Annotated in this window: 24 protein-coding genes; 15 read left to right on the top strand and 9 right to left on the bottom strand. The window is 31.7% G+C overall.

Going from position 1 to position 24218, the window contains the following annotated elements; all coding sequences use genetic code 11:
- Positions 1 to 38: 38 nt before the first annotated feature.
- Both DES33_RS07500 and pfkB read right to left on the bottom strand, forming a co-directional pair.
- Positions 39 to 1910, bottom strand: a complete 1872-nt coding sequence (locus DES33_RS07500; protein WP_110058570.1) for a PTS fructose transporter subunit IIABC — start codon at positions 1908 to 1910, stop codon at positions 39 to 41.
- The gene (pfkB, locus tag DES33_RS07495) at positions 1900 to 2823 is read right to left on the bottom strand and encodes a 1-phosphofructokinase (RefSeq protein ID WP_110058569.1); all 924 of its coding nucleotides are present in this window, start codon (positions 2821 to 2823) and stop codon (positions 1900 to 1902) included. Before pfkB ends, DES33_RS07500 begins: the two co-directional genes overlap by 11 nt.
- Positions 2824 to 2893: 70 nt before the next feature.
- Between pfkB and DES33_RS07490 the strand changes: the two genes are divergently transcribed.
- Positions 2894 to 3532 carry a Maf family protein gene (locus DES33_RS07490; protein WP_110058568.1) on the top strand — a complete coding sequence of 213 codons (639 nt, stop codon included), beginning with the start codon at positions 2894 to 2896 and terminating at the stop codon, positions 3530 to 3532.
- A gap of 11 nt (positions 3533 to 3543) precedes the next feature.
- The gene (locus tag DES33_RS07485; RefSeq protein WP_110058567.1) at positions 3544 to 3981 is read left to right on the top strand and encodes a 2-thiouracil desulfurase family protein; all 438 of its coding nucleotides are present in this window, start codon (positions 3544 to 3546) and stop codon (positions 3979 to 3981) included.
- A 213-nt stretch (positions 3982 to 4194) separates the two neighbouring features.
- On the opposite strand, the gene DES33_RS07480 is transcribed toward DES33_RS07485, so the two are convergent.
- The 5 genes from DES33_RS07480 to DES33_RS07460 form a co-directional block, all read right to left on the bottom strand.
- A complete protein-coding gene (locus DES33_RS07480; RefSeq protein WP_110058566.1) occupies positions 4195 to 5220 on the bottom strand; it encodes a YeiH family protein in 1026 nt (341 codons plus the stop codon).
- Between the two features lie 107 nt (positions 5221 to 5327).
- Positions 5328 to 6869 (bottom strand): ABC transporter ATP-binding protein, encoded by a 1542-nt coding sequence (locus tag DES33_RS07475; protein WP_110058565.1) that lies wholly within the window; start codon positions 6867 to 6869, stop codon positions 5328 to 5330.
- 46 nt (positions 6870 to 6915) lie between these two features.
- Positions 6916 to 7779, bottom strand: coding sequence for a lipoyl synthase (gene lipA, locus DES33_RS07470; protein ID WP_110058564.1), 864 nt, complete (start codon positions 7777 to 7779; stop codon positions 6916 to 6918).
- Positions 7772 to 8734, bottom strand: a complete 963-nt coding sequence (gene lplA / locus DES33_RS07465; RefSeq protein WP_110058563.1) for a lipoate--protein ligase — start codon at positions 8732 to 8734, stop codon at positions 7772 to 7774. The genes lipA and lplA overlap by 8 nt, the downstream gene beginning before the upstream one ends.
- 9 nt (positions 8735 to 8743) lie before the next feature.
- A complete protein-coding gene (locus tag DES33_RS07460; RefSeq protein WP_002835234.1) occupies positions 8744 to 9163 on the bottom strand; it encodes a PPC domain-containing DNA-binding protein in 420 nt (139 codons plus the stop codon).
- A 145-nt stretch (positions 9164 to 9308) separates the two neighbouring features.
- Here DES33_RS07460 and DES33_RS07455 point away from each other — a divergent pair, with 145 nt between their 5' ends.
- From DES33_RS07455 to DES33_RS07400, 12 genes are all read left to right on the top strand, one after another.
- Positions 9309 to 9779: an acyl-CoA thioesterase gene (locus DES33_RS07455; RefSeq protein WP_094206151.1), complete on the top strand. Its 471-nt coding sequence runs from the start codon at positions 9309 to 9311 to the stop codon at positions 9777 to 9779.
- Positions 9776 to 12022, top strand: a complete 2247-nt coding sequence (locus tag DES33_RS07450) for an ATP-dependent DNA helicase (RefSeq protein WP_110058562.1) — start codon at positions 9776 to 9778, stop codon at positions 12020 to 12022. The genes DES33_RS07455 and DES33_RS07450 overlap by 4 nt, the downstream gene beginning before the upstream one ends.
- Positions 12023 to 12100: 78 nt before the next feature.
- Complete coding sequence (locus DES33_RS07445) at positions 12101 to 12361, top strand: hypothetical protein (protein WP_002835237.1); 261 nt, start codon at positions 12101 to 12103, stop codon at positions 12359 to 12361.
- Complete coding sequence (gene rlmD, locus DES33_RS07440; protein WP_110058561.1) at positions 12361 to 13689, top strand: 23S rRNA (uracil(1939)-C(5))-methyltransferase RlmD; 1329 nt, start codon at positions 12361 to 12363, stop codon at positions 13687 to 13689. Before DES33_RS07445 ends, rlmD begins: the two co-directional genes overlap by 1 nt.
- Positions 13690 to 13733: 44 nt before the next feature.
- A complete protein-coding gene (locus tag DES33_RS07435; RefSeq protein ID WP_110058560.1) occupies positions 13734 to 14762 on the top strand; it encodes a S66 family peptidase in 1029 nt (342 codons plus the stop codon).
- Between the two features lie 273 nt (positions 14763 to 15035).
- On the top strand, positions 15036 to 15686 hold the full coding sequence (locus DES33_RS07430; protein WP_249033623.1) for a hypothetical protein: 651 nt from the start codon (positions 15036 to 15038) through the stop codon (positions 15684 to 15686).
- A gap of 560 nt (positions 15687 to 16246) precedes the next feature.
- Positions 16247 to 16771, top strand: coding sequence for a GNAT family N-acetyltransferase (locus DES33_RS07425; protein ID WP_110058558.1), 525 nt, complete (start codon positions 16247 to 16249; stop codon positions 16769 to 16771).
- A gap of 182 nt (positions 16772 to 16953) precedes the next feature.
- The gene (locus DES33_RS07420) at positions 16954 to 17346 is read left to right on the top strand and encodes a ferritin family protein (protein ID WP_110058557.1); all 393 of its coding nucleotides are present in this window, start codon (positions 16954 to 16956) and stop codon (positions 17344 to 17346) included.
- 87 nt (positions 17347 to 17433) lie between these two features.
- Positions 17434 to 17997, top strand: coding sequence for a flavin reductase family protein (locus DES33_RS07415; protein ID WP_110058556.1), 564 nt, complete (start codon positions 17434 to 17436; stop codon positions 17995 to 17997).
- A 141-nt stretch (positions 17998 to 18138) separates the two neighbouring features.
- Positions 18139 to 18450 carry a hypothetical protein gene (locus tag DES33_RS07410; RefSeq protein WP_110058555.1) on the top strand — a complete coding sequence of 104 codons (312 nt, stop codon included), beginning with the start codon at positions 18139 to 18141 and terminating at the stop codon, positions 18448 to 18450.
- A gap of 14 nt (positions 18451 to 18464) precedes the next feature.
- Positions 18465 to 18905 (top strand): GNAT family N-acetyltransferase, encoded by a 441-nt coding sequence (locus DES33_RS07405; protein WP_110058554.1) that lies wholly within the window; start codon positions 18465 to 18467, stop codon positions 18903 to 18905.
- 162 nt (positions 18906 to 19067) lie between these two features.
- Entirely contained in the window at positions 19068 to 20444 is a 1377-nt protein-coding gene (locus tag DES33_RS07400; RefSeq protein ID WP_110058553.1) for an ATP-binding protein, read from the top strand.
- Between the two features lie 49 nt (positions 20445 to 20493).
- On the opposite strand, the gene DES33_RS07395 is transcribed toward DES33_RS07400, so the two are convergent.
- Together DES33_RS07395 and DES33_RS07390 are read right to left on the bottom strand one after the other, a co-directional pair.
- Complete coding sequence (locus DES33_RS07395; protein WP_110058552.1) at positions 20494 to 22734, bottom strand: FtsX-like permease family protein; 2241 nt, start codon at positions 22732 to 22734, stop codon at positions 20494 to 20496.
- Positions 22734 to 23429 (bottom strand): ABC transporter ATP-binding protein, encoded by a 696-nt coding sequence (locus DES33_RS07390; protein ID WP_012290973.1) that lies wholly within the window; start codon positions 23427 to 23429, stop codon positions 22734 to 22736. Before DES33_RS07390 ends, DES33_RS07395 begins: the two co-directional genes overlap by 1 nt.
- A gap of 243 nt (positions 23430 to 23672) precedes the next feature.
- On the opposite strand from DES33_RS07390, the gene DES33_RS07385 reads away from it, so the two are divergent.
- Positions 23673 to 24089, top strand: a complete 417-nt coding sequence (locus DES33_RS07385; RefSeq protein WP_110058551.1) for a hypothetical protein — start codon at positions 23673 to 23675, stop codon at positions 24087 to 24089.
- Positions 24090 to 24218 lie beyond the last annotated feature (129 nt).

Raw genomic sequence — 24218 nt, 5'->3', positions numbered from 1 at the left:
AAATTTGAAAATTTGTAAATTACAATAATATTATAACATTATTCTGCTTTTTGTTTCCACAATCCATAAATGATTGCTGAAACCAAAGAGCCAACTGCTACGGATAATACGAAGAACAACGCTTTGTCTACAGATTCCATAGCTGGTAAAATAAAAACTCCTCCGTGTGGTGCTGGAGATTTTACTTCAAATGCTTGTGTAAGTCCACCTGCAATTGCACTACCGATTACAGATGATACAATCACTCTCAATGGATCTTTTGCTGCAAAAGGAATCGCTCCTTCTGTGATAAATGATGCACCCAAAATATAGTTAGTGACTGCTGATTTCTTTTCTTTTTCGTCAAATTTATTTTTAAATAAACTAGATGCTAAAGCTATTGCAAGTGGTGCAACCATTCCTCCAGCCATTGTAGCTGCCATAAAAGCACCATTACCAGTATCTGTGAATACTCCTATTGAGAAAGTGTAACTTGCTTTGTTAACAGGACCTCCCATGTCCACACTCATCATCGCTCCAAGCAATGCTCCAAGTAAAATTGAGTTTGTAGTTCCCATATTTGCCAAAAATCCGTTGATCGCTTTGTTAATTGTAGTAAACACTGGAGATATTACGAAAATCATGCCCAAAGATGTTAACAATAATCCAAATACTGGAAAGATTAGCATTGGTTTAGTCCCTTCAAGTGATTTTGGAAGATTTCTAGTAATTTTCTTCAAGAATAAAATAACATAACCTGCTAAGAAACCACCTAACAGTCCTCCCAAAAATCCTGCGCCTTGTCCTGCAATGAAACCTGCAACCATACCAGGCATTAACGCCGGTCTATCCCCTATACTCATCGCAATATATCCTGCCAAAATTGGAATCAAAAATCCAAACGCAGCTTTTCCACCTACGGAGAATAAATTATAAATTGGTGAAGTATCTGAGAAAAATCTTTCAACCAAGAATGACAACGCCAATAAAATTCCACCACCAACTACAAATGGTAACATGTGACTTACGCCATTCATAATATCTTGGTATAATTTTGATTTCCAATTTGTCGTTTCTTCTTCAACTTCTTTTGAATCCGATTCATCTGCATGATAAATCTTCGCTTTGCCGTCTACTATTTTTTCAATCAAATCTTTTGGATTTCTAATCGCATCGGAAACCGGACATTCAATTACATTTTTGCCATTAAAACGTGCAGTTTCTACTTTTCTATCCGCAGCTATAATAATTCCCGTAGATTTTTCGATATCAGCAGCGCTTAATTTGTTCTTAACACCATCAGATCCGTTTGTTTCTACCTTGATGTCAACTCCCATTTTAGATGCTTGTTCCTTCAAAGCTTCTTCTGCCATATAAGTGTGTGCAATTCCCGTTGGACATGCAGTTACAGCTAAGACGAATGGCTTTTCTGTATAAATTGAGCTAGTTTCTACTGGTGCTACTTTCGGCTCAGATTCTTCTGCATAATCATCAATAGTTTTGTAAACATCTTCTGGAGTTTCTGATGCTTTTAATCTATCTATAAATCCTTCTTTCAATAAAAGCTTGGACAATTTCGCCAAAGTTTCAATGTGCATTTGGTTTTGTCCTTCAGTTGCAGCAATCATGAAAAATATATAAGTATCTTCTCCATCTAATGCTTCATAATCCACGCCAGTTGTACTTCTTGCAAATACAATCGCAGGTTTATTCACTGCCGATGTCTTTGCATGAGGCATAGCAACTCCTTCTCCAAGACCTGTCGAAGATTCCAACTCTCTTTTCATAATTTCAGATCTAAATTTTAGTACATCATTAATAACATTGTTTTCGTACAATTTTTCAATCATCTCATCTATAACATCTTTTTTTGTGGTAGATTTAAGATTCATAATCATTAGATCTTTTGAAAGCAAATCTTTAATTTCCATTATTTTCCCCCATATTTATTATTTTTAATTTGCCAAAAATTTCATTTATTTGATCCTTTTCTCCCATATCATACGAGAAAACAGTCGCAGTCGCACTTGCTACTGCCATTTTGAACATATCTTCTTCACTCATTTCATTCATATAAGCGTAGATAAATCCTGCAACCATACTATCTCCAGCGCCAACGCTGTTGATAACTTCGCCCTTTACAATTGGAATGTAAAATGAATTATTTGCACTCACAAAAATCGCACCGTCGCTTCCCAAAGAACATATCACATGCTCTGCTTTTGGAATCATAGTCGATTTTATATACGAAATTATTTCTTCTTTTGAATTAAACTTGTCTCCGTAAATTTCTTCTATTTCTGCTTGGTTGGGTTTTAAGAGCAAAGGATTATAATCTAAGCTTTTCAATAACACATCACCAGTTGTATCCAATGTGAATCTGGTATTTGGAGATAATTTTGTTATCATCTCAATATAAATATCCTTGTCCATATTCGCTGCCACAGATCCGGAAAAAGATACTATTCCACCATCAATTACAGAAAGTTTTTCGTAGAAGTCTTCTAATTCTTCTTGAGAAATATCTGGCCCTGGTGCGTTAACTTCTGTTTCAGAATCCATTTTTAATTTTACATTAATTCTGTTGTTTCCATTAATTTTTGTAAAATCGTGGAGAATTTCCATCTCATCTAATAATTTTTCGATGTAATCTCCTGTAAATCCTCCCAAAAAACCAATATTTTGGGTTTCTACATCCAAATTATGTAGCAATTTGCTAACCATAATTCCTTTTCCACCAGCATAAAGCTCCGTCACTTTTGCTCTATTTGTTTCTCCATTTTGAAAATCATCCAATCGCATTATGTAATCAATCGAAGGATTTAATGTCACTGTATATATCATATAATCACCATACTATATATACCCATTTGACACATTAATAAAAAGATAAGACAATATATTTGGTGATAAAATGAAATACGTAAAAAATGTTACAAAAATCGGGAAATTAGACGAATTTACTCATGTAATTTTGGTTAGCAAATCTCCAAGAAGAAACGAATTATTGAAAAATATTTGTGAATTTGAAAGCACATCTACAGATATTGATGAGAGAAAAATAGAAAAACTAGCTTATGAAAAATACAAAGACCGTGAAAATATAGAAAAACTTGCACTTGTTTGCTGTGAAATATCCAAAGCAAAAATTCTTCCATTAGAATTAAAAGAAGACACGCTCTACATTTCTTCTGACACAATCGTAATCAACGACGGGAAAATTTTGAACAAGCCACAAGATTATGACGAGGCATTGGATATGCTAACATCCTATCTCGGAAAAGTTCACAAAGTTGTAACGTCTGTTTGTTTGAAATCAAAAAATTACGAAGAAATATTCTACACTTACAGTAACGTAAAATTTTCAGAAAAAACAGATAAAAATATCCATTTAATCAAAAAATACATCGACGAAGGCACCGTTTACGACAAAGCTGGTGCTTACGGAATTCAAGATTTAAATCCAGTTCTTATAGAATACATCGAAGGTGATTTGAACACTATAATTGGCCTTCCTGTCAGTGAAATTAATAAAAGAATTAGCGATAAATAAAGGAGAAAAATATGCAAAATGTTTTAATTAGCGCTTGTTTATTGGGAGTTGATTGCAAATATAATGGTTCCAATAACAAATTAGACGATGAAATTATTCATTCACTCAAAGACAAATACAATTTAATTCCAGTGTGCCCAGAAATTATGGGAGGATTACCAACGCCAAGAAATCCTGTTGAGATTAAGGATGGAAAAGTTTTTGATTATGATGGAGAAGAATTCACAGAAGAATTTGAAAAAGGAAGCGACGAAGTGGTGAAATTAGCGAAATTATACAACCCTACAATCGCCATTTTAAAAGAAAATTCTCCATCTTGTGGATCCAATTATATTTACGATGGAACTTTCAATAACAAAAAAATTAAGGGAATGGGAATTACTGCACGAAAACTTTCAGAAGAATATGTGAGATTATTCAACGAAGAAAATGTTAAAATATTACTGTAAAATATAAAAATATTACTATTTGTTTGATTTTTTTAATTTGATAACCATTTTTAGTTGACAAATTGAAAAACCGTAGTATAATGATAATAGATATCAATTTATATCAAACAAACCCCTTGTAAGATAAAATTGTACTTAAGAATCACGGCTCCCCCTAAAGCCGTGATTTTTTTTCATGAAAAAAGCTACGCAAAATTTTTGCGTAGCTTTATGCTATATTAGTCCAAGTGCAAATTGCATTGCTATTGAAACTATAGCGATTCCAATCCAGCAACAAAATCCAAGAAGGATTGGTTTGCCACCTGTTTTTATTAATTTTACAATATCTGTTTTAAATCCAATTGCAGCCATTGCCATTACAATGAAAAATTTAGACAATTCTTTTAATGGATTAAAAACTTTCGCATCTACTCCCATTTTCAAAGCAACTGTAGTTATAATACTTGCAAGAACGAAATACAAAATAAACATAGGAAATATTTTTTTGAGTTCAACTTTTTCTGATTGTTCTTGTTTTTTAGTTCTCAAATACGACAATACCAAAGTGATTGGAATAATCGCTAATGTTCTAGTCAATTTTACAGTAACAGCTTTGTCCAATGTTTGTGTTCCCAAATTGTACAATCCATCCCAAGTTGCGGCTGCCGCTGTTACTGATGATGTATCATTTACAGCAGTTCCTGCAAATATTCCGAACGCTTTTCCAGAATTAGTGGAAAATCCAATCACGCTTCCCAACAACGGAAAAATCAAAGCCGCAATTACATTAAAGAAAAATATTACAGAAATTGCCTGTGCAACATCTTCATCATCAGCTTCTATTACTGGAGCAGTTGCTGCAATTGCTGATCCACCGCAAATTGATGATCCAACTCCCACTAATATCGCAATGTTTTTCGCAATATTCATTTTCTTTGCAAGTACATAAGAAATAATTAAAGATGTGGAAATAGTTAGTATAATTATTGGCAATGATTGTTTTCCAGTTTCCATTACAACCGCCAAATTCATTCCAAATCCAAGTAAAATTACAGCATACTGTAATATTTTTTTAGATGCAAATTTCATTCCGACTTCAAATTGTGATTTGTCTTTAATAACATATCCCATAACAATCCCAACCAAAATCGCTAGAACTGCACCACCTATTACAGGGAATTTTTTGCCCAAAAAATGGCAAGGAATAGCTATTAAAAGGCAAAGCAATAATCCTTTATAATTTTTATTTAACCAATTCATAATTCCTCCAAAATTTAAATTACTTATATATTTTAACTCAAAAATTTTTCTTGTAAAGTATAAAAATAAAAAAACACCACGATAAATAATTTACCGTGATGTTTGATTTATTCTTGAACTAACAAATAGTCGCTGTCAATATTTTTAACATACAATACTTCGTCGAATTTTTCCTTTATAAATGGATTAACGTCCTTAGCACAGTATATTGATCCATTGAATCTCAAGATGAAATCTTCTAGCAAAATATTGCCAGTATTTTCGTCCAAATTTTCAAACAAATTAACTACCATGTTAAATTCAGAATCTTGATTGATTATTCTCTTATATCTGATTAAATTCTTATCTCTATCACTATATTCAGAATATCTTTGTTTTGAAGTCAATTCTTCATCGAATATTTTTAACAATGGTGGGATTTTCTTATCCGCAAAAGAATTAAACAATGTAACATTATTTCTAAAATCAGTATCGAAGATGTAACTTTCATCGTAAGTTACTAGCAGGTTTGATGACAAATCAAACTCTTCTAATGGCTCATTATTTACCAAAATCATTCCACTTTGCGGAGACAATGTCTGAATGAATGATTTGGCTAGTAAGTTTACAACTTCTTCATTATCACAAATAATTAAGTATTTTTTGTCAGTATAAAATGTGTAGTTGATCTTAACTTTAACATTTGAAGAATACAATTTCACATCTCTGAACTCAATGTCTTTTATGTGTTCTACAATTTTATCTGATTTTTCTTGATTCCCAAAAATTTCTTCCATTTCGAAAACTTTTTGCTCAGATTGCACAATCATAGATCGTTCTTTTACGATTTTTTTAATGATATGATGAAGCAACATAACTGAACTTATAAGAATGATAACTTCACCGATGCTGATTTGTGGCTGTTTAATAATATAAATCAAACTAATTATAAAATATACTCCGATGAATAATAATTTTAGATTGTATTTTGTGAGCTCTTCCTTGTCAAGTTCCGTCACTTTTTCTGATATATCTTCTATTAATTTACTGTGAACAACTTCAAGCGCTTTGTTAGCCTTTGAGTTGATGACTTTCTTGGAATTTAACATATCATCTAGAAAATACACGTATCTTTTTCTTAAATTCGATGTATTTGTTTTCTTTTCTAATATTGATTTGTCGATTCTCACATTTATCAAACTGAAAACCAACACTCCTACAGTTATAATTGACACCGGAATAAATGAAACGCAGTATCCTGTTGTAACAAAAACTGCAATCAATAGAATTGCATCAGATATCAGCTCCAATGTCGGAATAATGTAATATTCTTTTAAGTATAGCGATGTCGATGTAATGTCATTCGAAAAAGTTTTTTCTTTTTGTTGTATTTCGTAAAAGTTTTGTGAAATCACATTATGAAACAAATCTTGTTTAAACCCTTCTACAAATAAAAGTCCCATATTGTAAATCGTCCTGTCCTTGAGATAATTTATTCCAGCGAATAAAATTAACGATGCACTAATTACAATAAGTGAGAAGGTCTTATTTTGGACTTCAAATAATCTTTTCGTAAATACTATCGCCACCACCAAAAAACACGACAACAAAATTGTCAGTAAAATTTGCATTAGCAAATTGATTTTCTCTCTAAAAATGTACTTATTCATATATTCCCTCTTATAATACAAAATAGAGCTTTCGCCCTATTTTGCATTACTCATTTTCTTTTTTCTCCAATGATTTAAATACATTTCCTGCATTGTAGGAACTTCTTACGAATGGGCCACTTTCAACATGCTTAATTCCGATTGATTCTCCGTATTTTTTGTATTCTTCGAATTCTTCGGGAGTAACATATCTGTCCAACTCTGCATGTTCTAATGTAGGCATCAAATATTGTCCAATAGTAACTATATCTACTTTTAATTCGTTCAACTTATCTAACATTTGATGAACTTCTTCATTAGTTTCTCCAAGTCCAACCATAAATCCAGATTTAGTTACAAGTCCTTTTTCTTTTGCATATCTTAAAACTTCAAAAGAATTGTCCAAGTTACCTTGTGGTCTCATTTCTTTGAAGATAGAACGAACTGTTTCAACGTTGTGATTTAATACATCTGGTCTTTCATCAAAAACAATATCTAACAATTCATGCTTTGCGTGCATATCAGGAATCAAAACTTCAACCAATGTTCCTTCGTTGTGTTTTCTAATTTCCTTGATAACATTTTTGAATTGAGTTGCACCTTCGTCTTTTAAATCGTCTCTGTCAACTGAAGTAATAACAGCGTATTTCAACCCTAATTTTTGCACAACTTTTGCAACATTTTCAGGTTCTTTTTCGTCAACTTCTCTTCCTCTTCCAGTAGTTACGTTGCAATATCTACAGTTTCTAGTACAAATATCTCCTAAAATCATAAATGTAGCTGTACGTGATTCGTAGCATTTCATTCTGTTAGGACAATTTGCTTCCTTACAAACTGTGTTCAATTCAAATCCATCTACTAAACTTTCTACTTCGTGAAGGTTTTGGCTACCTTCGATTTTTACTCTCATCCATTTTGGTTTTCTAATCAAATATATCACCTAAAAACACTTTCTCATCCATTCCAACAATGTATTCACCGATATTTACATCGTTCAAAACATTGTGGAAACCATCTATTGTCATAGTCTTTCCAACAAACATATCGCAAAATTCTGAAATATCTTTGTTCGAAAAGAAATCCCCTTCTATTTTGAAACTATCAATCAAATTATCCTTGATGTTGTAGCTATACTCCACAACTCCAAACTTGTGTTTTCTTTGATAATTTGCGGTAGTTTCTCCTTTTGAATAAATAAATTCTTCATTTTTAAATAAATCGATGTATTTATTCACTTCTTCTTTTTCAGAATCGTTAAGCACGTATTCTTCTAAGTTATTATCTTCAATGATTCCGTTTTTAATTTTATTGAAAAACTCATCGTATTCCATATCAATCATATCATTAATAGTTGTAATTCTGGATTCTACAGATTTGATGGCTTTTCCTTCGAATTTTATTTTTTGCGGAGTAAGTGAATGCATCATTTTTTCAACTCCGATATCGAAAAGAATTGTACCATGATGAACAACCATGCTGTTTTTCATATATTGTGCATTGCCACTTATTTTCTTACCGTCAATCAAAATATCATTTCTACCGCTGAATTCTGGATTAAGTCCCATTTTTTTCATTTGATTGATTATCATATTAGCGAAATGTTTGAAGTCATTTGCGTAGTTTTGACTTTCAATAAAAGTGTATTGCATATTTTTTTCATCAGTATATATGCAGCCACCGCCAGATAACCTACGAACTAGATTAATTCCATTTTCTTCAGTGTATCTCAAGTTAACTTCTCTGTAAATGTTTTGATTCTTGCCTAGTAAGATTGAATCCTTATTTCTCCACAAAATAAACACTGGAATGTTATGCTTTGCGAAAAAATATTCCACTGCAAAATTATAATATGGATCTACGCTGTCATTATTAAAATAATATTTCATTTATCTCCTTTAAATATCGTATAAATTTAAACCTGTTTCAGAATCTTTGAATCTATCAACTTTTTCGTCTATTTTATTAATTATGATTTCACAAGTTGCCGATATGATAGCCTCGTTCAAATGTCCGCCGTGAACATTCAAATTCTCATCTGCAAATGTAATATGCATGTGCAAATAAGGTTTGTCATTCATAGTAGATATATTTCCAAGGATGCTCGTGATTTCCATCTCTCCTGTGAAATTTTTCTTAGTGTATTCTTGTTTTTCGACACTATATAATCCCACAGTTATATTATCGCTGGCGCCAATTCCTGAAATAGAACCATTTTTTAGTTGAAGTTTTTCAACTAATTCGAATAATTTTTCTACAACGTCTTCGCCCTTTTCAATTCGGACTAAAACATTATCATAATATTCTCTATATTTCAAATCATTAACCTCCTGTAAAGTTCATACAATCTAATTATACATTTAATTTCTTTTTGTTTCAATTTTAAAAACTTGCGATTGATTTCATTTTTCCGAAAATAAAATTTTATACTATAATAGAAGTAAGAATTAAAAGGTGGAAAATATGAAAACAAAACAAGATACAAAAACAATTGTAAAATTCAGAGCAAATGGAGATATGGGAAATTTTTACGGACTTCTCCACGGAGGAGAATTGTTCAAAATGATGGACACAATCGCAGGTGTGTGCACGAGAAGATTTTGTTCCAATAAAACATTGACAAAAGCTGTAAATAATTTGACATTTAATGCTCCAACAAAATTAGGTGAAATCATAAAAATCACAGCAATCATAGATTACGTTGGCAAAACAAGCATGGAATGTTTCGTTCGTGCAAAAGTCGAGGGAACAGATATCATAAAAGCTTCGGGATATTTCACAATGGTAAGTGTGAATGAAGACGGAGAATCGGATATTGTAAATGAAACAATAGAATATGTAACAGATGAGGATAAAATGTATCGCGATTTGGCGATTGAAAGAAGGAAAATTTACAAGGAAGTAAATTTGCTTCAACAAAATTATAAGCTATGAAAAAAGAAATCAAACTTTCTGTCAGAGATTTGGTTGAATACACTGAACGAAGTGGCGACATTGACGATAGATTCAGAAATGTGTTCGACAGGGCAAAAGAAGGACAGAAAATCCACAAAATGATTCAAAAAGAATACGATATTGGATTTCTGCCAGAAGTTACTCTCAAAAACACTACCCTCTATAAATCGGTAAATTACATCGTAGAAGGAAGAGCTGACGGAATAGGAATTAAAAATGGCAAAACTTTAATAGATGAAATAAAATCGACTACGCGTGATTTGGAAGAATTGGAATACAATTCCAACAAATATCACTGGGCACAAGTAAAATGCTACGGGTATTTTTATTCTTTGGACAATGGCTTGGAAGACATTGATTTGCAACTTACTTATTATCAAACTGATACCAAGAAAATAAAATTTATCAGGCAAAATTTTACTTTTGAAGAATTAAAAGAATTTTATTTTTCATTATTAGAAAAATATTCCGTGTTCACAGAATTAATCACACAGCACATAAAGAAGCGTGACGAATCCATTCAGAACTTGTCATTTCCCTATCCTGCATTTAGAGCTGGTCAGAAGTATTTGAGCCAAAACGTGTACTCTGCAACAAAACAAGGTGTAGATTTGATGGTGGAAGCTGCAACAGGAATTGGCAAGACTATCTCCACGCTTTTTCCTTCAATTAAAGCTATGGGAGAAGATTTGACGGACAAGATTTTTTATTTGACTGCTAAGTCTACGCTAAAAAAAGCTTGTAACGACCAGTTGTATTTAATGAAGCAAAAAGGTTTGATAATAAAATCAGTCGAGATAATCGCAAAGAACAAAGTCTGCATCAATAATGAAGTCAAATGCAATCCAAATGATTGTGAATTTGCAAAAGGTCACTACGACAGGGTGAACAAATGCATTCTCGATATGCTTGAAAACGAAGATATTATAGTGGAAGAAATCATCAAAAAATATGCATTCAAATACAGAGTTTGTCCGTTGGAATTGGAGCTGGATTTGTCCAATTTCTGTGACATTGTGATTTGTGATTACAATTACGTTTTTGATCCGGTAGTATATCTGAAAAGATTTTTCGAAGTTCCATATTTGAGAATGTCGTTATTGGTTGACGAAGCTCATAACTTGGTGAGTCGAGGACGTGATATGTATTCGTATTCTTTGAGTTTCAACCAACTTATGGACTGTTGTGATGAGCTTTTAGATGATAAAAAAGAACTCAAAATCAAACGCAACTTGAAGAAACTCGCGAAACAAATCAAAGATGAAGCATTCGCAAAGCCAGTCAACACTTACCAGGATTTGTCAGTAGATTTGATTGATTATTGTGTACGTTGCAAAGAATCCATGACGAAATTCTTGATCGAAGAAAAGGACAAACCATACTACGACAAAGTATTGGATGTGTATTTTGAAATCAATAAATTTTTGAAAATTTCTGATTTTTACGATGATTCTTTCGTCACTTTGATAAAATCAGAAAACGATGATGTTATTTATAACATTATGTGCTTGAACACTCACAATATTTTTAAAAATCTTTTAAAAAAATGTAAATCCAACGTATTTTTCTCAGCGACACTGTCTCCTATGACCTACTTTGCAGATGTATTGGGCTTGGAAAAATTCTACAACATAAGATTGGAATCCCCATTCCCAAAAGAGAATTTGAAAGTAAATCACATCAACATTTCAACTAGATTCAAAGACCGCGAAGATACGAAATATAAAATCGCAGAAATTCTTCGAAAAATCAACGAAAAGCCTGGAAACAAACTCATATTCTTCCCTTCTTATTCGTATTTGGAATCAGTGTATGAGATTTGTAGCTTCGATATTTTAACGCAAGAAAGAACGCTAACTGATATGGAAAGATTGGAATTCTTGTCCCAATTTACAACAAGTTCAAACATAATGGCGTTTTGTGTTTTAGGTGGAGTGTTCAGCGAAGGCGTTGATTTGAGCGGCGACAGATTGAATACTGTAGGGATAATTTCCGTCGGACTTCCCGGAATTAGCGTAGAAAATGATTTGATTAAAAAATATTTTGACGAAAATGGAAAAAACGGATTCGATTACGCTTATGTGTATCCAGGAATGAACAAGGTACACCAAGCTGGTGGAAGACTTATTAGAACTGACACCGATACTGGAGAATTATTTTTGATTGACGATAGGTTTGATTCATATCCTTACAAATCACTTCTTCCGAATAGCTGGAAATAATTTTTCTGAGAAAAGTACAACACAATATGGTAAAATTAATTTAATCCCAATGGGAAATTTAAAAATGAAGGTGAAATTATGTCAGAACAAATAGAATTTAGATTTGATACACAATTATTAATAGCAGGAGAAAACTTATCAAGCGATACAATTAGTGAATATATCACAGAACATTTTAAAGGCGATTGCCTTTTGGTTGTAGGTGGCGATGATTTGATTAAAATTCATTTCCATACTAATGAACCTTGGCAAGTATTGGAATACGGACAATCAATCGGAGATATTCACGATATCGTCGTAGAAAATATGCAAAGACAAGCAGACGGTCTACAAGGATAATGAAAAAAATTTTAGAGGCAAAAGTAGAATACAATGTATTTCCCAACAAGGGAATTTGCAAAATAGACGATAATTTGTATTCTATAAAAAACACAATTCAAGGACAAACAATCTCTTTTCAACGAAAAAGAAAGAAAAAGGGATTTATTGAAGGAAAACTAGTTGAAAAACTAGAAATCTCCCCTCTTGAAACTATTGAAGGTTGTCCTGTAAATGAAAGATGCGGCGGTTGTATTTATCAAAAATTAGAGTATGATGTGGAGTGCGATTTGAAGAAAAAAACACTCACAGAATTATACAAAGATATTTACGATGAGGATATTACTTTTCATCCATCGCCTATTTTACAAGGCTACAGAAACAAAATGGAATACACTTTTGGAGATAGTGTCAAAGGTGGTCCACTTGTTTTGGGACTTCACACTAAAAACAAATTCTACGAAATAACAGACACCGTAGATTGCAATATAATTGATGAAGGCTTCAACAAAATCAGACAAGCTGTTCAAGAATATTTCAGAGACAAAAATTACGAATTTTTCAAAAAAATAAAACATACTGGACTTTTGAGACACTTCATAATCAGAAAAAGTTTCAGTGAAGATGAGTACATGATTAATTTGGTAACCACAAGTGATGAGTTTGATGTGAATGATTTCGTTGAATTTGCAAAGCAAATCGACAACAGAATCGTGTCTATTTATCACACAATTAACGATAATATTTCTGATGCGGTAATTGTCGACAAATTAGAATTGTTGTACGGCAAAGAATATTTGACAGAAAAAATAAACGGATTGGAATTTAGAATATCTCCATTTTCATTCTTTCAGCCAAATCCAGCACAAGCAGAACAAATTTATAACAGAGCCTTGGAATTAGCTGGAGATTTGTCAGGAAAAAACGTCTACGATTTGTACTGTGGAACTGGAACCATCGCACAAATTTTTGCAAAAAAAGCTGAAAGCGTAATCGGAGTCGAAATAGTTGCTGAAGCTGTCGAAAAAGCAAAAGAAAACGCAGAACTAAACGGATTGACTAACACAGAGTTCATCTGCGATGATTGCTTAAATTTCATGGAAAAAGTAGAGAAAAAAGACGTAGTAGTCCTCGACCCACCAAGAGATGGAATTCATCCAAAAGCAATCGACAGATTAATCGACATAAATCCCGATAAATTCATCTACATCTCATGTAATCCAATAACACAGAGAATGGATTTGGACAAATTTATCGAAAAAGGATATAAAATTCAGTCATTGGAATTTTTCGACCAGTTCCCAAGAACTTACCACTGCGAAGCTGTTGTGCTTCTATCAAGAAAATAAGAATATAGGATATTTCTACTTCATTTAGAAATTTGGAGGAAATAATGATAAAGAAAATAGGAGTTGTGAGCTTATCAAGTGGTGTTTTGGGAGAAAGTTTCGTTGAGCATGAAATAAAAATAGGAATAGACAGATTAAATAAGCTAGGAGTCGAAATAGAGTTTTTACCTAATTCTTTGAAAGGTATTGATTTTTTAAAGAATCATCCGGAAGCTAGGGCAGATGATTTGCTGCTTGCTTTTGAAGATGACACTATTGATATGATTTTATGTGCTATTGGTGGAGAAGATACCTATAGATTAGCTCCTTATTTATTTGAAAGAGATAGATTAAAAAATATTGTTAAACAAAAACTTTTTTTAGGCTTTTCTGACTCAACAATGAATCACTTTATGCTAAATAAGCTTGGAATAAAAACATTTTATGGTCAGGCTTTCTTGCCAGATGTATGTGAACTATCTGCTAATATGTTAGCTTATACAGAAAAATACTTTTTGGAACTTATAAAAACAGGAAAAATAAATGAGATACAGCCTAGTGAAGTTTGGTATGAGGCAAGGGAAGATTTTAGCGAGAAAGCTATTGGAATAGAAATGAAAAGTCATCCTAATACCGGTTTTGAGCTTTTAAGAGGAAATCCTATATTTAGCGGAAAAATTTTAGGCGGATGCATAGAAACAATATATGATATGTTCGATAATTCTAGATTTGAAGATACAGTAGAAATTTGTAGCAAATATGAGTTATTTCCAAGCCCTGAGGCATGGGAGAATAAGATTTTACTTATAGAATCAAGTGAAGAAAAAACAAAACCAGATTTATATAGGAAAATGATACTTGCTCTAAAAGACTACGGAATATTTGATAAATTATCAGGAATACTAGTAGGGAAACCTCAAAATGAAATCTATTATGAGGAGTATAAATCTATTTTATTAGACGAAATTACCAATAAAGATTTACCTATTGTCTATAATATAAATATTGGACACTCAACTCCAAGATGTATAATTCCTTTTGGGGTAGAAGCAGAAGTAAATGTAAGTAAACAAACTATATCCTTTAATTATTAAATAAAATTAAGCTAAGCCATGAGCTGTTTTTTCTACTTTAGAATGATTTAGTAAATTATAAGATGTTTATTTATCGGCATATTCTCACATACGAGGCTTTTGAAAAAATAATTTTTATCCATACTAATCACTCAAGCCACTGTTAATGTGTGGTATTGATGATTATGGAGAAAAATGAGCAAAAAGTAATGATATTTACTGATTTTTTAAGGCGGGAAACATTTTTAAAAAATTTAGTGCTAAAAGTTATGAGTTTCAGAGGTGTTAATGATAATGGGTTTAAAAGATGTAAGGATTGCAGAAACTCCTATATCCAATAATAGAAAAATTATAAATACAATTGCCGTATTCTTGCTAGGAATTATTTTGGGTACTTTTTCTAAATACTTGGACTTTCATCAATCTGAACTTCCAAGCGTGCTTATGGCAATAGATGAAATTTCAGATCTTCATAATTTTCTTGGACGTTTTGCAATTTGGGTGTTGATTGCGATGTTTATTTCTATTTACAGCAATTCAGCCCTAAGAGCAGGTATTAATATTTTTATATTTTTTGTCGCTATGGTTTCAAGCTACTATTTGTATTCAAAATTTATTGCTGGATTTTTTCCAAGAAGCTATGCAATGATTTGGATTGGATTTACAGTTGTTTCTCCATTATTAGCTTTTGTGTGTTGGTATGCAGGTGGTAAAAGTAAGCCGGCATTTATTCTGTCGATAACGATTTTGGCAGTCTTATTTAATATGTGCTTTGCATATGGATGGGGATATTTCGAAGCACGTTCCATTTTAGAATTGCTCGTCTTTATTCTCGGGTTTATCCTTTTGAAAAGGGACTCAATTAAGAGTTCTCTTCTAATGGGAACACTTAGTATCGTTCTTGCGTTTTTAATACAAATGGCTATTCCAATTCATTTTGGATAGATAAAAGACAAATCCATTTTGTGACATTTTGTCTACATCATAGAAGCTATCTTTTATGTATAGAAATAATATAAAAACCGATAGATGTTAGTATTTTAATTTGTTTATAATAGGTTTTAAATGGTTTACTCATATATGTATATCATAAAAATGTCCCACCACGTATGGTAAAGGTTGTTCTTAATTAAATTAAGGCATAAAGTTCGATTAAGTCAAGGTCTTACAGAAATAAAATTTGTATGCATAGAAACTATAAAGATATCTAGAGTATTTTTAATTAATCAATTAGAGGACATATTCCCACATACGAGGCTTTTGAAAAAAATAATTTTTATCCATACTAATCACTCAAGCCACTGCGAAGCTGTCGTGCTGTTGGAGAAAAAGTAGAAAAACCTGGGTGCTTGAAATCAATATATTATTGATTTTGTGGATTTATTATTAAAAGCTTAGTATTTTGAAATTAGTGGTCGAAAATTTCTTTCAAATTCTTGTTTTTAGCTACATTTTGGATATTTAGTAGGTTGTGTGCATGGTATGGATGGAATTAAGGAAAATATATGAAACTAAAATTAATTAAACTAACTAAAGAGTATGAATTAAAGCTTGGTGAGATGATCGATGAATGGAAGATTGACCAAGAAATGAATAACACAAACACTTCTCCGTGGTCAATATTTAAAAATGATTACCATGATTTTGACTATTATCTAAATAACTTAGAAATAAAATCTAAAACTGAAAATAAAGTTCCAGATTCAGTTTTCTTCCTTTTAGATGAAGAAAGAGATAGGCTTTTAGGAGCTGTAAATATTCGCCACTATTTAAATGAGTCACTTTTGAAAGAAGGTGGACATATTGGAGATGGAATAAGACCCAGTGAAAGAAGAAAAGGCTATGCCACAGAAATGGTAAGACTAGCTTTGATAGAGTGTAAAAAGTTGGGAATTGAAAGAGTACTCATGATTTGTGATAAAGAAAATATAGGATCAGCTAAGTCTATTATTAAAAATGGTGGAGTACTTGAAAATGAGTTTGTTAACTCAGATGGTAAGACAATTCAAAGATATTGGATAGACAATTAATTGTGTTTAAAAGCACAGCGTAAAACTACAATAGAGCAACAAAAAATTTATATTTAAATTTAAAACCCGGCTTTATCACAATTGATAATAGTCGGGTTTTTGTTTTGTGGTAAAATTAAATTAACTAAAAAATTATTCTATGAATTTAAGGGAACTAATCGAATCAAAAAAAGGAGAAAAAAATGAATATAACACAAAAAGATATGAAAATACTATTGAAATCTCAACAAGGTGAATTGGATGTTGTGTTAATGTATCGTGCACTTGCAGATACTGTAAAGGATGCAAATGACCAAGAAGCTTTTCGTAAGCTTGCAACAGAAGAAGGTCATCATGCATCGGTATTCCACAAGCTTACAAAAGAAAATTTGAAACCTAAAAAAACCAAGGCGATATTTATTCCTTTGCTCTATAAGATAATAGGAAAGAAAAAATTATATAAACTAATTGCAAACGGTGAATACAATGCTGCTAATACCTATGCACCAGTTGTTGAAAAATTCCCAGAAATAGAAAGTGTCAAAAACGATGAAAAAAGACACGGTGATATTGTAAACTCATTAATTAAGAATTAATTTCGATTTTGATAAATAATACTATTAGCGTTACAATTTTCTTGTGAAATTAATTAATAAATATCACAAAATAAATAGGAGGAAACGATGAAAAAACAAATTGAAACAACTTATTCTATATTCCCTATGCCAGTTTTAATGGTGGCCACTTTCAACGAAGATAATACTGTAGATGTAATGAATGCTGCATGGGGAACTATGCTCAACAGAGACACAGTAGCATTGAATTTGTCAGAAACTCACAAAACTGTAGAAAATATCAAAGCACGTAAAGGATTCGTAGTGCATGTGGCAGATGCAAAACATGTTGTCGAAGCTGACTATTTCGGAGTCGTTAGCGGAAATACTGAGAAAGACAAGTTCAAAAAATCAGGATTAACATACGAAAAGTCAAAACTTGTAGATGCTCCAATAATCAACGAATTTCCAGTTGCTATCGAATGTGAATTCATAGAATACCAAAAAGATAATAGTGGAATTGGAGTCATTGGAAAAGTAATCAGAACATCAGTAGATGAAGAACATTTCGACAATGATAAAGTTAACGTTGATTCATTGGAAGCCATAGCTTTTGACCCATATACTCTTGGTTACTACAAAGTAGCTGGAAGAGTAGGCAATGCTTACAAAGATGGTTTACAACTCAAATAAATATCACAGCTTTTAGGATTTGTGTAATCTTAAAAGCTGTTTTTTATTATGAGAAACTGAATAAAAATGATATTCATTTTTGATTATTAATAGTATTAGCGTTATAATATATGTAAAAAAAGTAAAAACAAGGAGCAATTTATGAAAAAAGAAGATTTTACAGAAAAAGAACAAGCAGAAATCAACGAAGGACTATCTTCAGCAGAAATCAGCGACAAAGAAGCCGCAGATAAAATATTAGCCTTGGTTCCAGATGAATGGATCAAAAAAATTCCGTTTTTTGTAAGAAAACACTCAACAACAAAAACAATCGAAAGAATTTCCAACCAATTTCCTGAACTTTACGCTGTAGCAAAAAGAGAAGGCGAACTTCCTGAAAAAGAAAAAGGTGAATTGCAAAAAATCATTACAGATATTTTTAAGGAAAAAATGGCGAAACACAATATAAAATAATTAGAGAATTTCCTATGGACACTATAATAGTCAATGATAGAATCAAACTTATTCCCTATTTTGAAAATTACGATACTACTTTGAAATGGTACGAAGATAAGGATGTGTGCAAACAAGTCGACAACATTGATTTCGTATACGATATTGATAGGCTTCAAAAAATGTACAATTACTTGAATACTCATGGAAAGTTGTTCTACATTGAATACAATAACGAATTAGTTGGAGATATTTCCTTGACTGATGACAATGAAATAACAATAGTTGTGTGCAAAGAGTTTCAAAACAAACACATTAGTAGAAATTGTGTCAAAAAGATTTTGGAATTAGCAAAAGAAAATGGATTAAAATCTGTCACGGCAAATATCTACGCTTTTAATCATCAAAGCAGAAAAATGTTTGAAGCTGTAGGTTTTAAGCAAATCGATGAAGAATTATTTGAATACAAATTTTAAGCGACTAACTTGCCGCTTTTTTTGTTGCAAAAAATTACTAAACTATTTCAAAACTTTTCAACTAATTATTATTTTGATATTTTTAATGCAACATCGTAATATACAATATCGTATTATTGCATTGTACGATATTGTGTTCTATAATAGAGATGAGGTGAGAATATGAAATTTATTGGTCGTGAAAATGAACTAGAAAAACTAAATACAGAATTTTCTAAAGAGATGTTTTCCATGTGTGTAATTTACGGTCGAAGAAGAGTCGGAAAAACTTATTTGATTCAAAAATTTATGAAAGAAAAATCTGGATCGTATTTTGTTGGTGTAGAATCTGATAAGTTTATCAACTTGAATCATTTGTCACAATCAATTTATAAGGCATGTGATTATGATGAAAATTTACCTGCATTTATTGATATTGATCATGCGTTTAGATTTCTATTCGAATATTCCGTCAATCACAGAATTGCATTCGTCATTGATGAGTATCCATACATTGCTGAATCTTTCCCATCAATTTCCTCAGTTCTTCAAAATTTGATTGACGAATTCAAAGCGACAAGCAAATTGTTTTTAATATTATGTGGTTCATCTATGAGTTTTATGGAAAACCAAGTTTTAGGATATAAAAGCCCTCTTTATGGAAGAAGATCAATTCAACTAAAAATAAATCCTTTTTCCTATAAGGAATCTGCAAAATTTGTAGAGAATTATTCTAATCATGACAAGGCAATTGTTTTTGGATTAACTGGAGGCGTTGCAGAATATCTAGTTTTTTTTGATGATTCTATTAGTTTACAAGAAAATATAGTCAATAATTTTTTGTCGGTGCAAGGCAGATTATACGAAGAACCTTCTAATTTATTGAAACAAGAACTCAGGGATCCAAAAAGATACAACGATATTTTGTATTTAATTTCCCATGGACAAACCAAAGTATCTGAAATATCCAATAAATTAGGTGTACAATCCGGCTCAATCAGTCCGTATCTTGAAAGTTTGATAGAACTTGGAATTATTGAAAGAAAAACCCCTGTGACTAATCGCAAATCTAATCGCCCTATTTATTTGATTAAAGACACGATGTTTAATTTCTGGTACAAATTTGTACAACCTAATCTCAATTTGATAAATCTCGAATTGGGTCACAGAGTATACTCGGAAAAAATAGAAAATTCTATAAATGATTATATGGGTAAAATTTTCGAAAAAATTTCGATAGAATACTTGGAATACAGAATCAAATCTGGAGATTTGAGATTCTTACCTACCGATTATGGCAATTGGTGGGGAAATGATTCTCTTCGTAAAAAACAATCAGAAATTGATATATTAGCTTACGACAGTGAAAATTATCTGTTCGTGGAATGCAAATGGAGAAATGGACTTTGTTCGAAATCTGTACTCAATGAATTAATTGAAAAATCGAAAATATTTAACAGCAACCAAAAATTTTACTGGATAATTAGCATGTCTGGATTTGAAGATTTTTCATACGATGACAATGTTGAGCTTATTACGTTAGATGACATGTACGCTTAGTTTCAACTAAAAAATCACCCCAAAGTCTACAAAAACTTTGGGGTTTTGTTTATCCATTAATGGTTTTCAATTCTTTTACCATATCGAGTTTTGATATTTTTATTTTTTGAAGCAATTGAATAACCGCAAAAATTATTATGCTGTACAAAATCGCGAGCAAGTACATATGCACAGGAATTTCTGCTATAATGTACGCATCGAACTTCGACATCACTACTAATATGATAAGTTTAAATAATTTATCTATTAAAGGTATCATAATTAGCTGGAAGACAACCAGCATTACAAATACAATATTAACGTAAATACTCATTATCTCACCGTCATTGTATCCAAAGATTTTGAGATACGATATGTTGAGCTTGGACTTGTCGAGTATGATGTTGGAAATTATAAATGTGATTATCAGATAAAATCCAATTCCAATATACAACAACATTTTAAAAACAACTCCGAAACTATCCAAAAAGTGAATCATAAATTTATCCATCTCGTCTCTGTTGATTTTTGTGATTAAATTAGAATTGGAAATGTGGAGCTTGCTGTTCGATTGATAAGCATTAAAATATCCACTATCTTTTTCGATAATTTTATTCAGCAATTCTCTCTTGGTGAATATCTGATACAAATTATTATCTTCGTCAACACCTTTTATCTTTAATTCTAGTGTTTTGCTGTTATAAGGCTCTGTGATTTTGATTTTGTCGTTTATTTTATGTTCAAATCTCTGCAAAAATCCCTTCGACACAACTACTTCATCTTTTTTTAATTGCGATAAGTTTTTGATTTTATAATTGGAATTGTCATCTACTCCATAAAACTGAACTTTTTTATTGTCATTATCCATCAATTCAACGTCTAAAATTGTCGACTTGTCAGCTTTTACGTTTTTTTCTTCAGTTCGCACAAAATAAGTGTAGTTGTATTTCATCGTGTTTTTCATATTTTCAGAGTACGACTCAAAAATAGGCTTGACTGACAAACCATATAACAGTATCATATTTGCTAGGAAAATGCCAAAAGCAAGTGCGATAAGGTTGAATTTGTTGTCCAAGAACATTCTGAGTTTGAATTTGGTCATGATATTAAATTTTGTGAGTTTCACCTTGGATTTTCTTTTTTCTCTTTTGAAGGTTCCCCTTAAAAATTCCAATGGCGTAGCTTTCAATTTCATCGAAATAACCAACAAATTAATTACCATATAAATTGTAAGAGGAATTATGCAAGTTATCAAAAACGACCTCAAACTTATAATCGGTTTGAATTTTGGCAAATCAAAACTTTGGTAGTACAAAAATACGTATTTTTTGTAAGCATAGGAATATGAAATTACATTCCCCACAACAGCCGAAAACAACGTCATAATTACAGGTGTTATCATATAATTTTTCAGTAATTCAGCCTTCGTGTATCCAGATGCTAACAGCGTTCCTATTACGGATGATTCCTTCTCTATCATACTTTTAATTTGAACGGCGCTGACAAAAGCAATCGCTATGAACAAAATAACCATAAAAGTTGTCATTGTCGGAACGTCTCCGTCCATATCGTCCATTAAGTAAGTTATGCAGTGATTGTCGTATCTCGTAACTGCATCTATCACGACATTTTTCTTCATAATAATCTTAATCAAATCTTTCAGCTTATCGTTGGCAGGTTTTTTTGTTAAGTTGTTTTTTGTGTGATAAGAATAAGTATATTTGATGGGGACATCTTTGAATAACTCAAATCCATCTTTATCTAACAGACAAGTGCCATAATATCCGGTGTCCATTACGAGGTCATCTCTATTTCTCAGAATTGATGAGTAATCCGGCAGTGAAACAATTCCCACGACTTTGAAATTTTTGTCGTTTAATTTTATCGAATCTTCCAGTTTTATTTTGTTGGCTCTTGCGTAATTTCCGGAAATAGCCACCTCATCTTTTCTTTCAGCAAGCCTTCCTTCTAAAATTTGAGCTATATTAATGTTTTTTCTGTTGATGAAAGCTTTGAGTTTTCTTTCATTTGTATGAGAAATCTCAACATTGAAATTTTCGTACAAATCTATATTTTCGTCTTCGAGTTTTCCTTTTGTAACATCATCAAGCGGATAAATCGTCGTAAATTGTCCATCTTCGACTTTCCCCTTGTTTATTTGCTCGTAATAAAGAGCCTTTGCTGAATCTTGTGAAGTGAAAAAAGATGACGAAAAAACAACAACAAAAACCATAGCTAAAATAATCGGCAAATATTTTGCAGGATTTTTTACAAGTTGCCTTGCTATCCTTTTGTTAATTGGATTTTTCATTACCAAGTCACCTCATTCGCAGAAATTTTTTCTCTATTTTCTTCGATTGATTTTATCGAGCCATTGTGAATAGACAATATCACATCGCACATTTTCGAAATTTGCGTGTTGTGCGTTGCGATTATTATAGTTGAGCCATAAAGTTTGTTGAGTTTTTCAATCAAAACCAAAACATCCTTTGCGCTCTCGTAATCCAATGCCCCAGTCGGCTCATCACAAATCAATAATTTTGGCCTTTTGATGATAGCCCTTCCTATTGATGTTCTTTGAGCTTGTCCTCCAGATATTTCGTTGGGGAATTTGTAAATATGCTCCTTTAATCCCAAATCGTCAATCAAACCATCTATATCTATTGGATTATTTGATAAATATTTTCCAACTTCAATATTTTCCAACACATTTAGATTGCTGACTAAGTTGTAGAATTGGAAAACGAATCCAACATAATTTCGCCTGTACTTTTCAAGTTCTTTTTTGCTGATGGATTCAAGTTTATTATCGAAAACATCTACCTCACCTTCATCTATCGTTTCAATTCCGCCGAGTATGTTCAATAAAGTGGATTTGCCCGAGCCAGATGGCCCCAAAACGCAAATTATTTGACCATCTTTTATTTCCAAATCAATTCCTTTAAGTACCTCAATAGATTCTTGACCAGAGCTGTAGCTCTTGTGTAAATTATTTACTTTTATCATTTCGTCCTCCTTTCAATATTGATTATCGTTATTGATATTATATCACTTTTTCACTTTAGCATATATAAAATTTTCGAATTTTTCGTTCATTCGTATAAATTCAATTATCAGATAGTTTGTATTTTGTTTTATGTTTTGTAATAATTATTTTCAGTTGATTGAGTATTATATTTCTGATTTGTGATATTATAAGTATGGTAGCAAAAATTAAAAAATAAATTTTTGAATTTAAGGAGGGTTTTTATGCTTGAGTTTTTGAAAAAGGGAGTTTTTAGTGGAACTGATGAGTTTTTAGAGCAAAATAGTAAATTGATTTTGAAAACTTCGGAAAAAACATTCGACTCTCCCCTATTCGATATAGTTTTAGATGAGATAGACAAGATTTCAGAAGATGCACTTAGAAATTACAAGGAAGTAAGATCTTGTAAGAAGACTTACTTTTTCTCGTTGGAATTTGTGGGCGAAAGTTTCATTCAAGCGACTTTTATTCCTAATGCTTACGAATGTGTTTATCATATTGAATATATGAAGGATATTGCTGACAGTTTGGTGAAGTGTGTCGATGATGTGAGTGTCGAAGACACAAAGGATTTGTTCAAGGACTTTTATAATAAAAAGCCTTTGAGTGATGACTTTGATTGGGAAGATATGAATATTTAAGACCAGCTATCAAATGTCAAGAGAAAATAAAAAGTAATTTATCTTGAAATTTAAGGCATGTCAAACAAGCCTAAAAATTTAGGCTTAGAAAAATTGAATAACAACTAAATATTAGGTATGTAAGATTTG

It is taken from the genome of Finegoldia magna (assembly GCF_003182075.1).
GTDB classification, from domain to species: Bacteria; Bacillota; Clostridia; order Tissierellales; family Peptoniphilaceae; genus Finegoldia; species Finegoldia magna.
The sequence above is the reverse complement of the archived record's forward strand: the minus strand, read 5'-3'. Positions and strand labels throughout refer to the sequence as shown.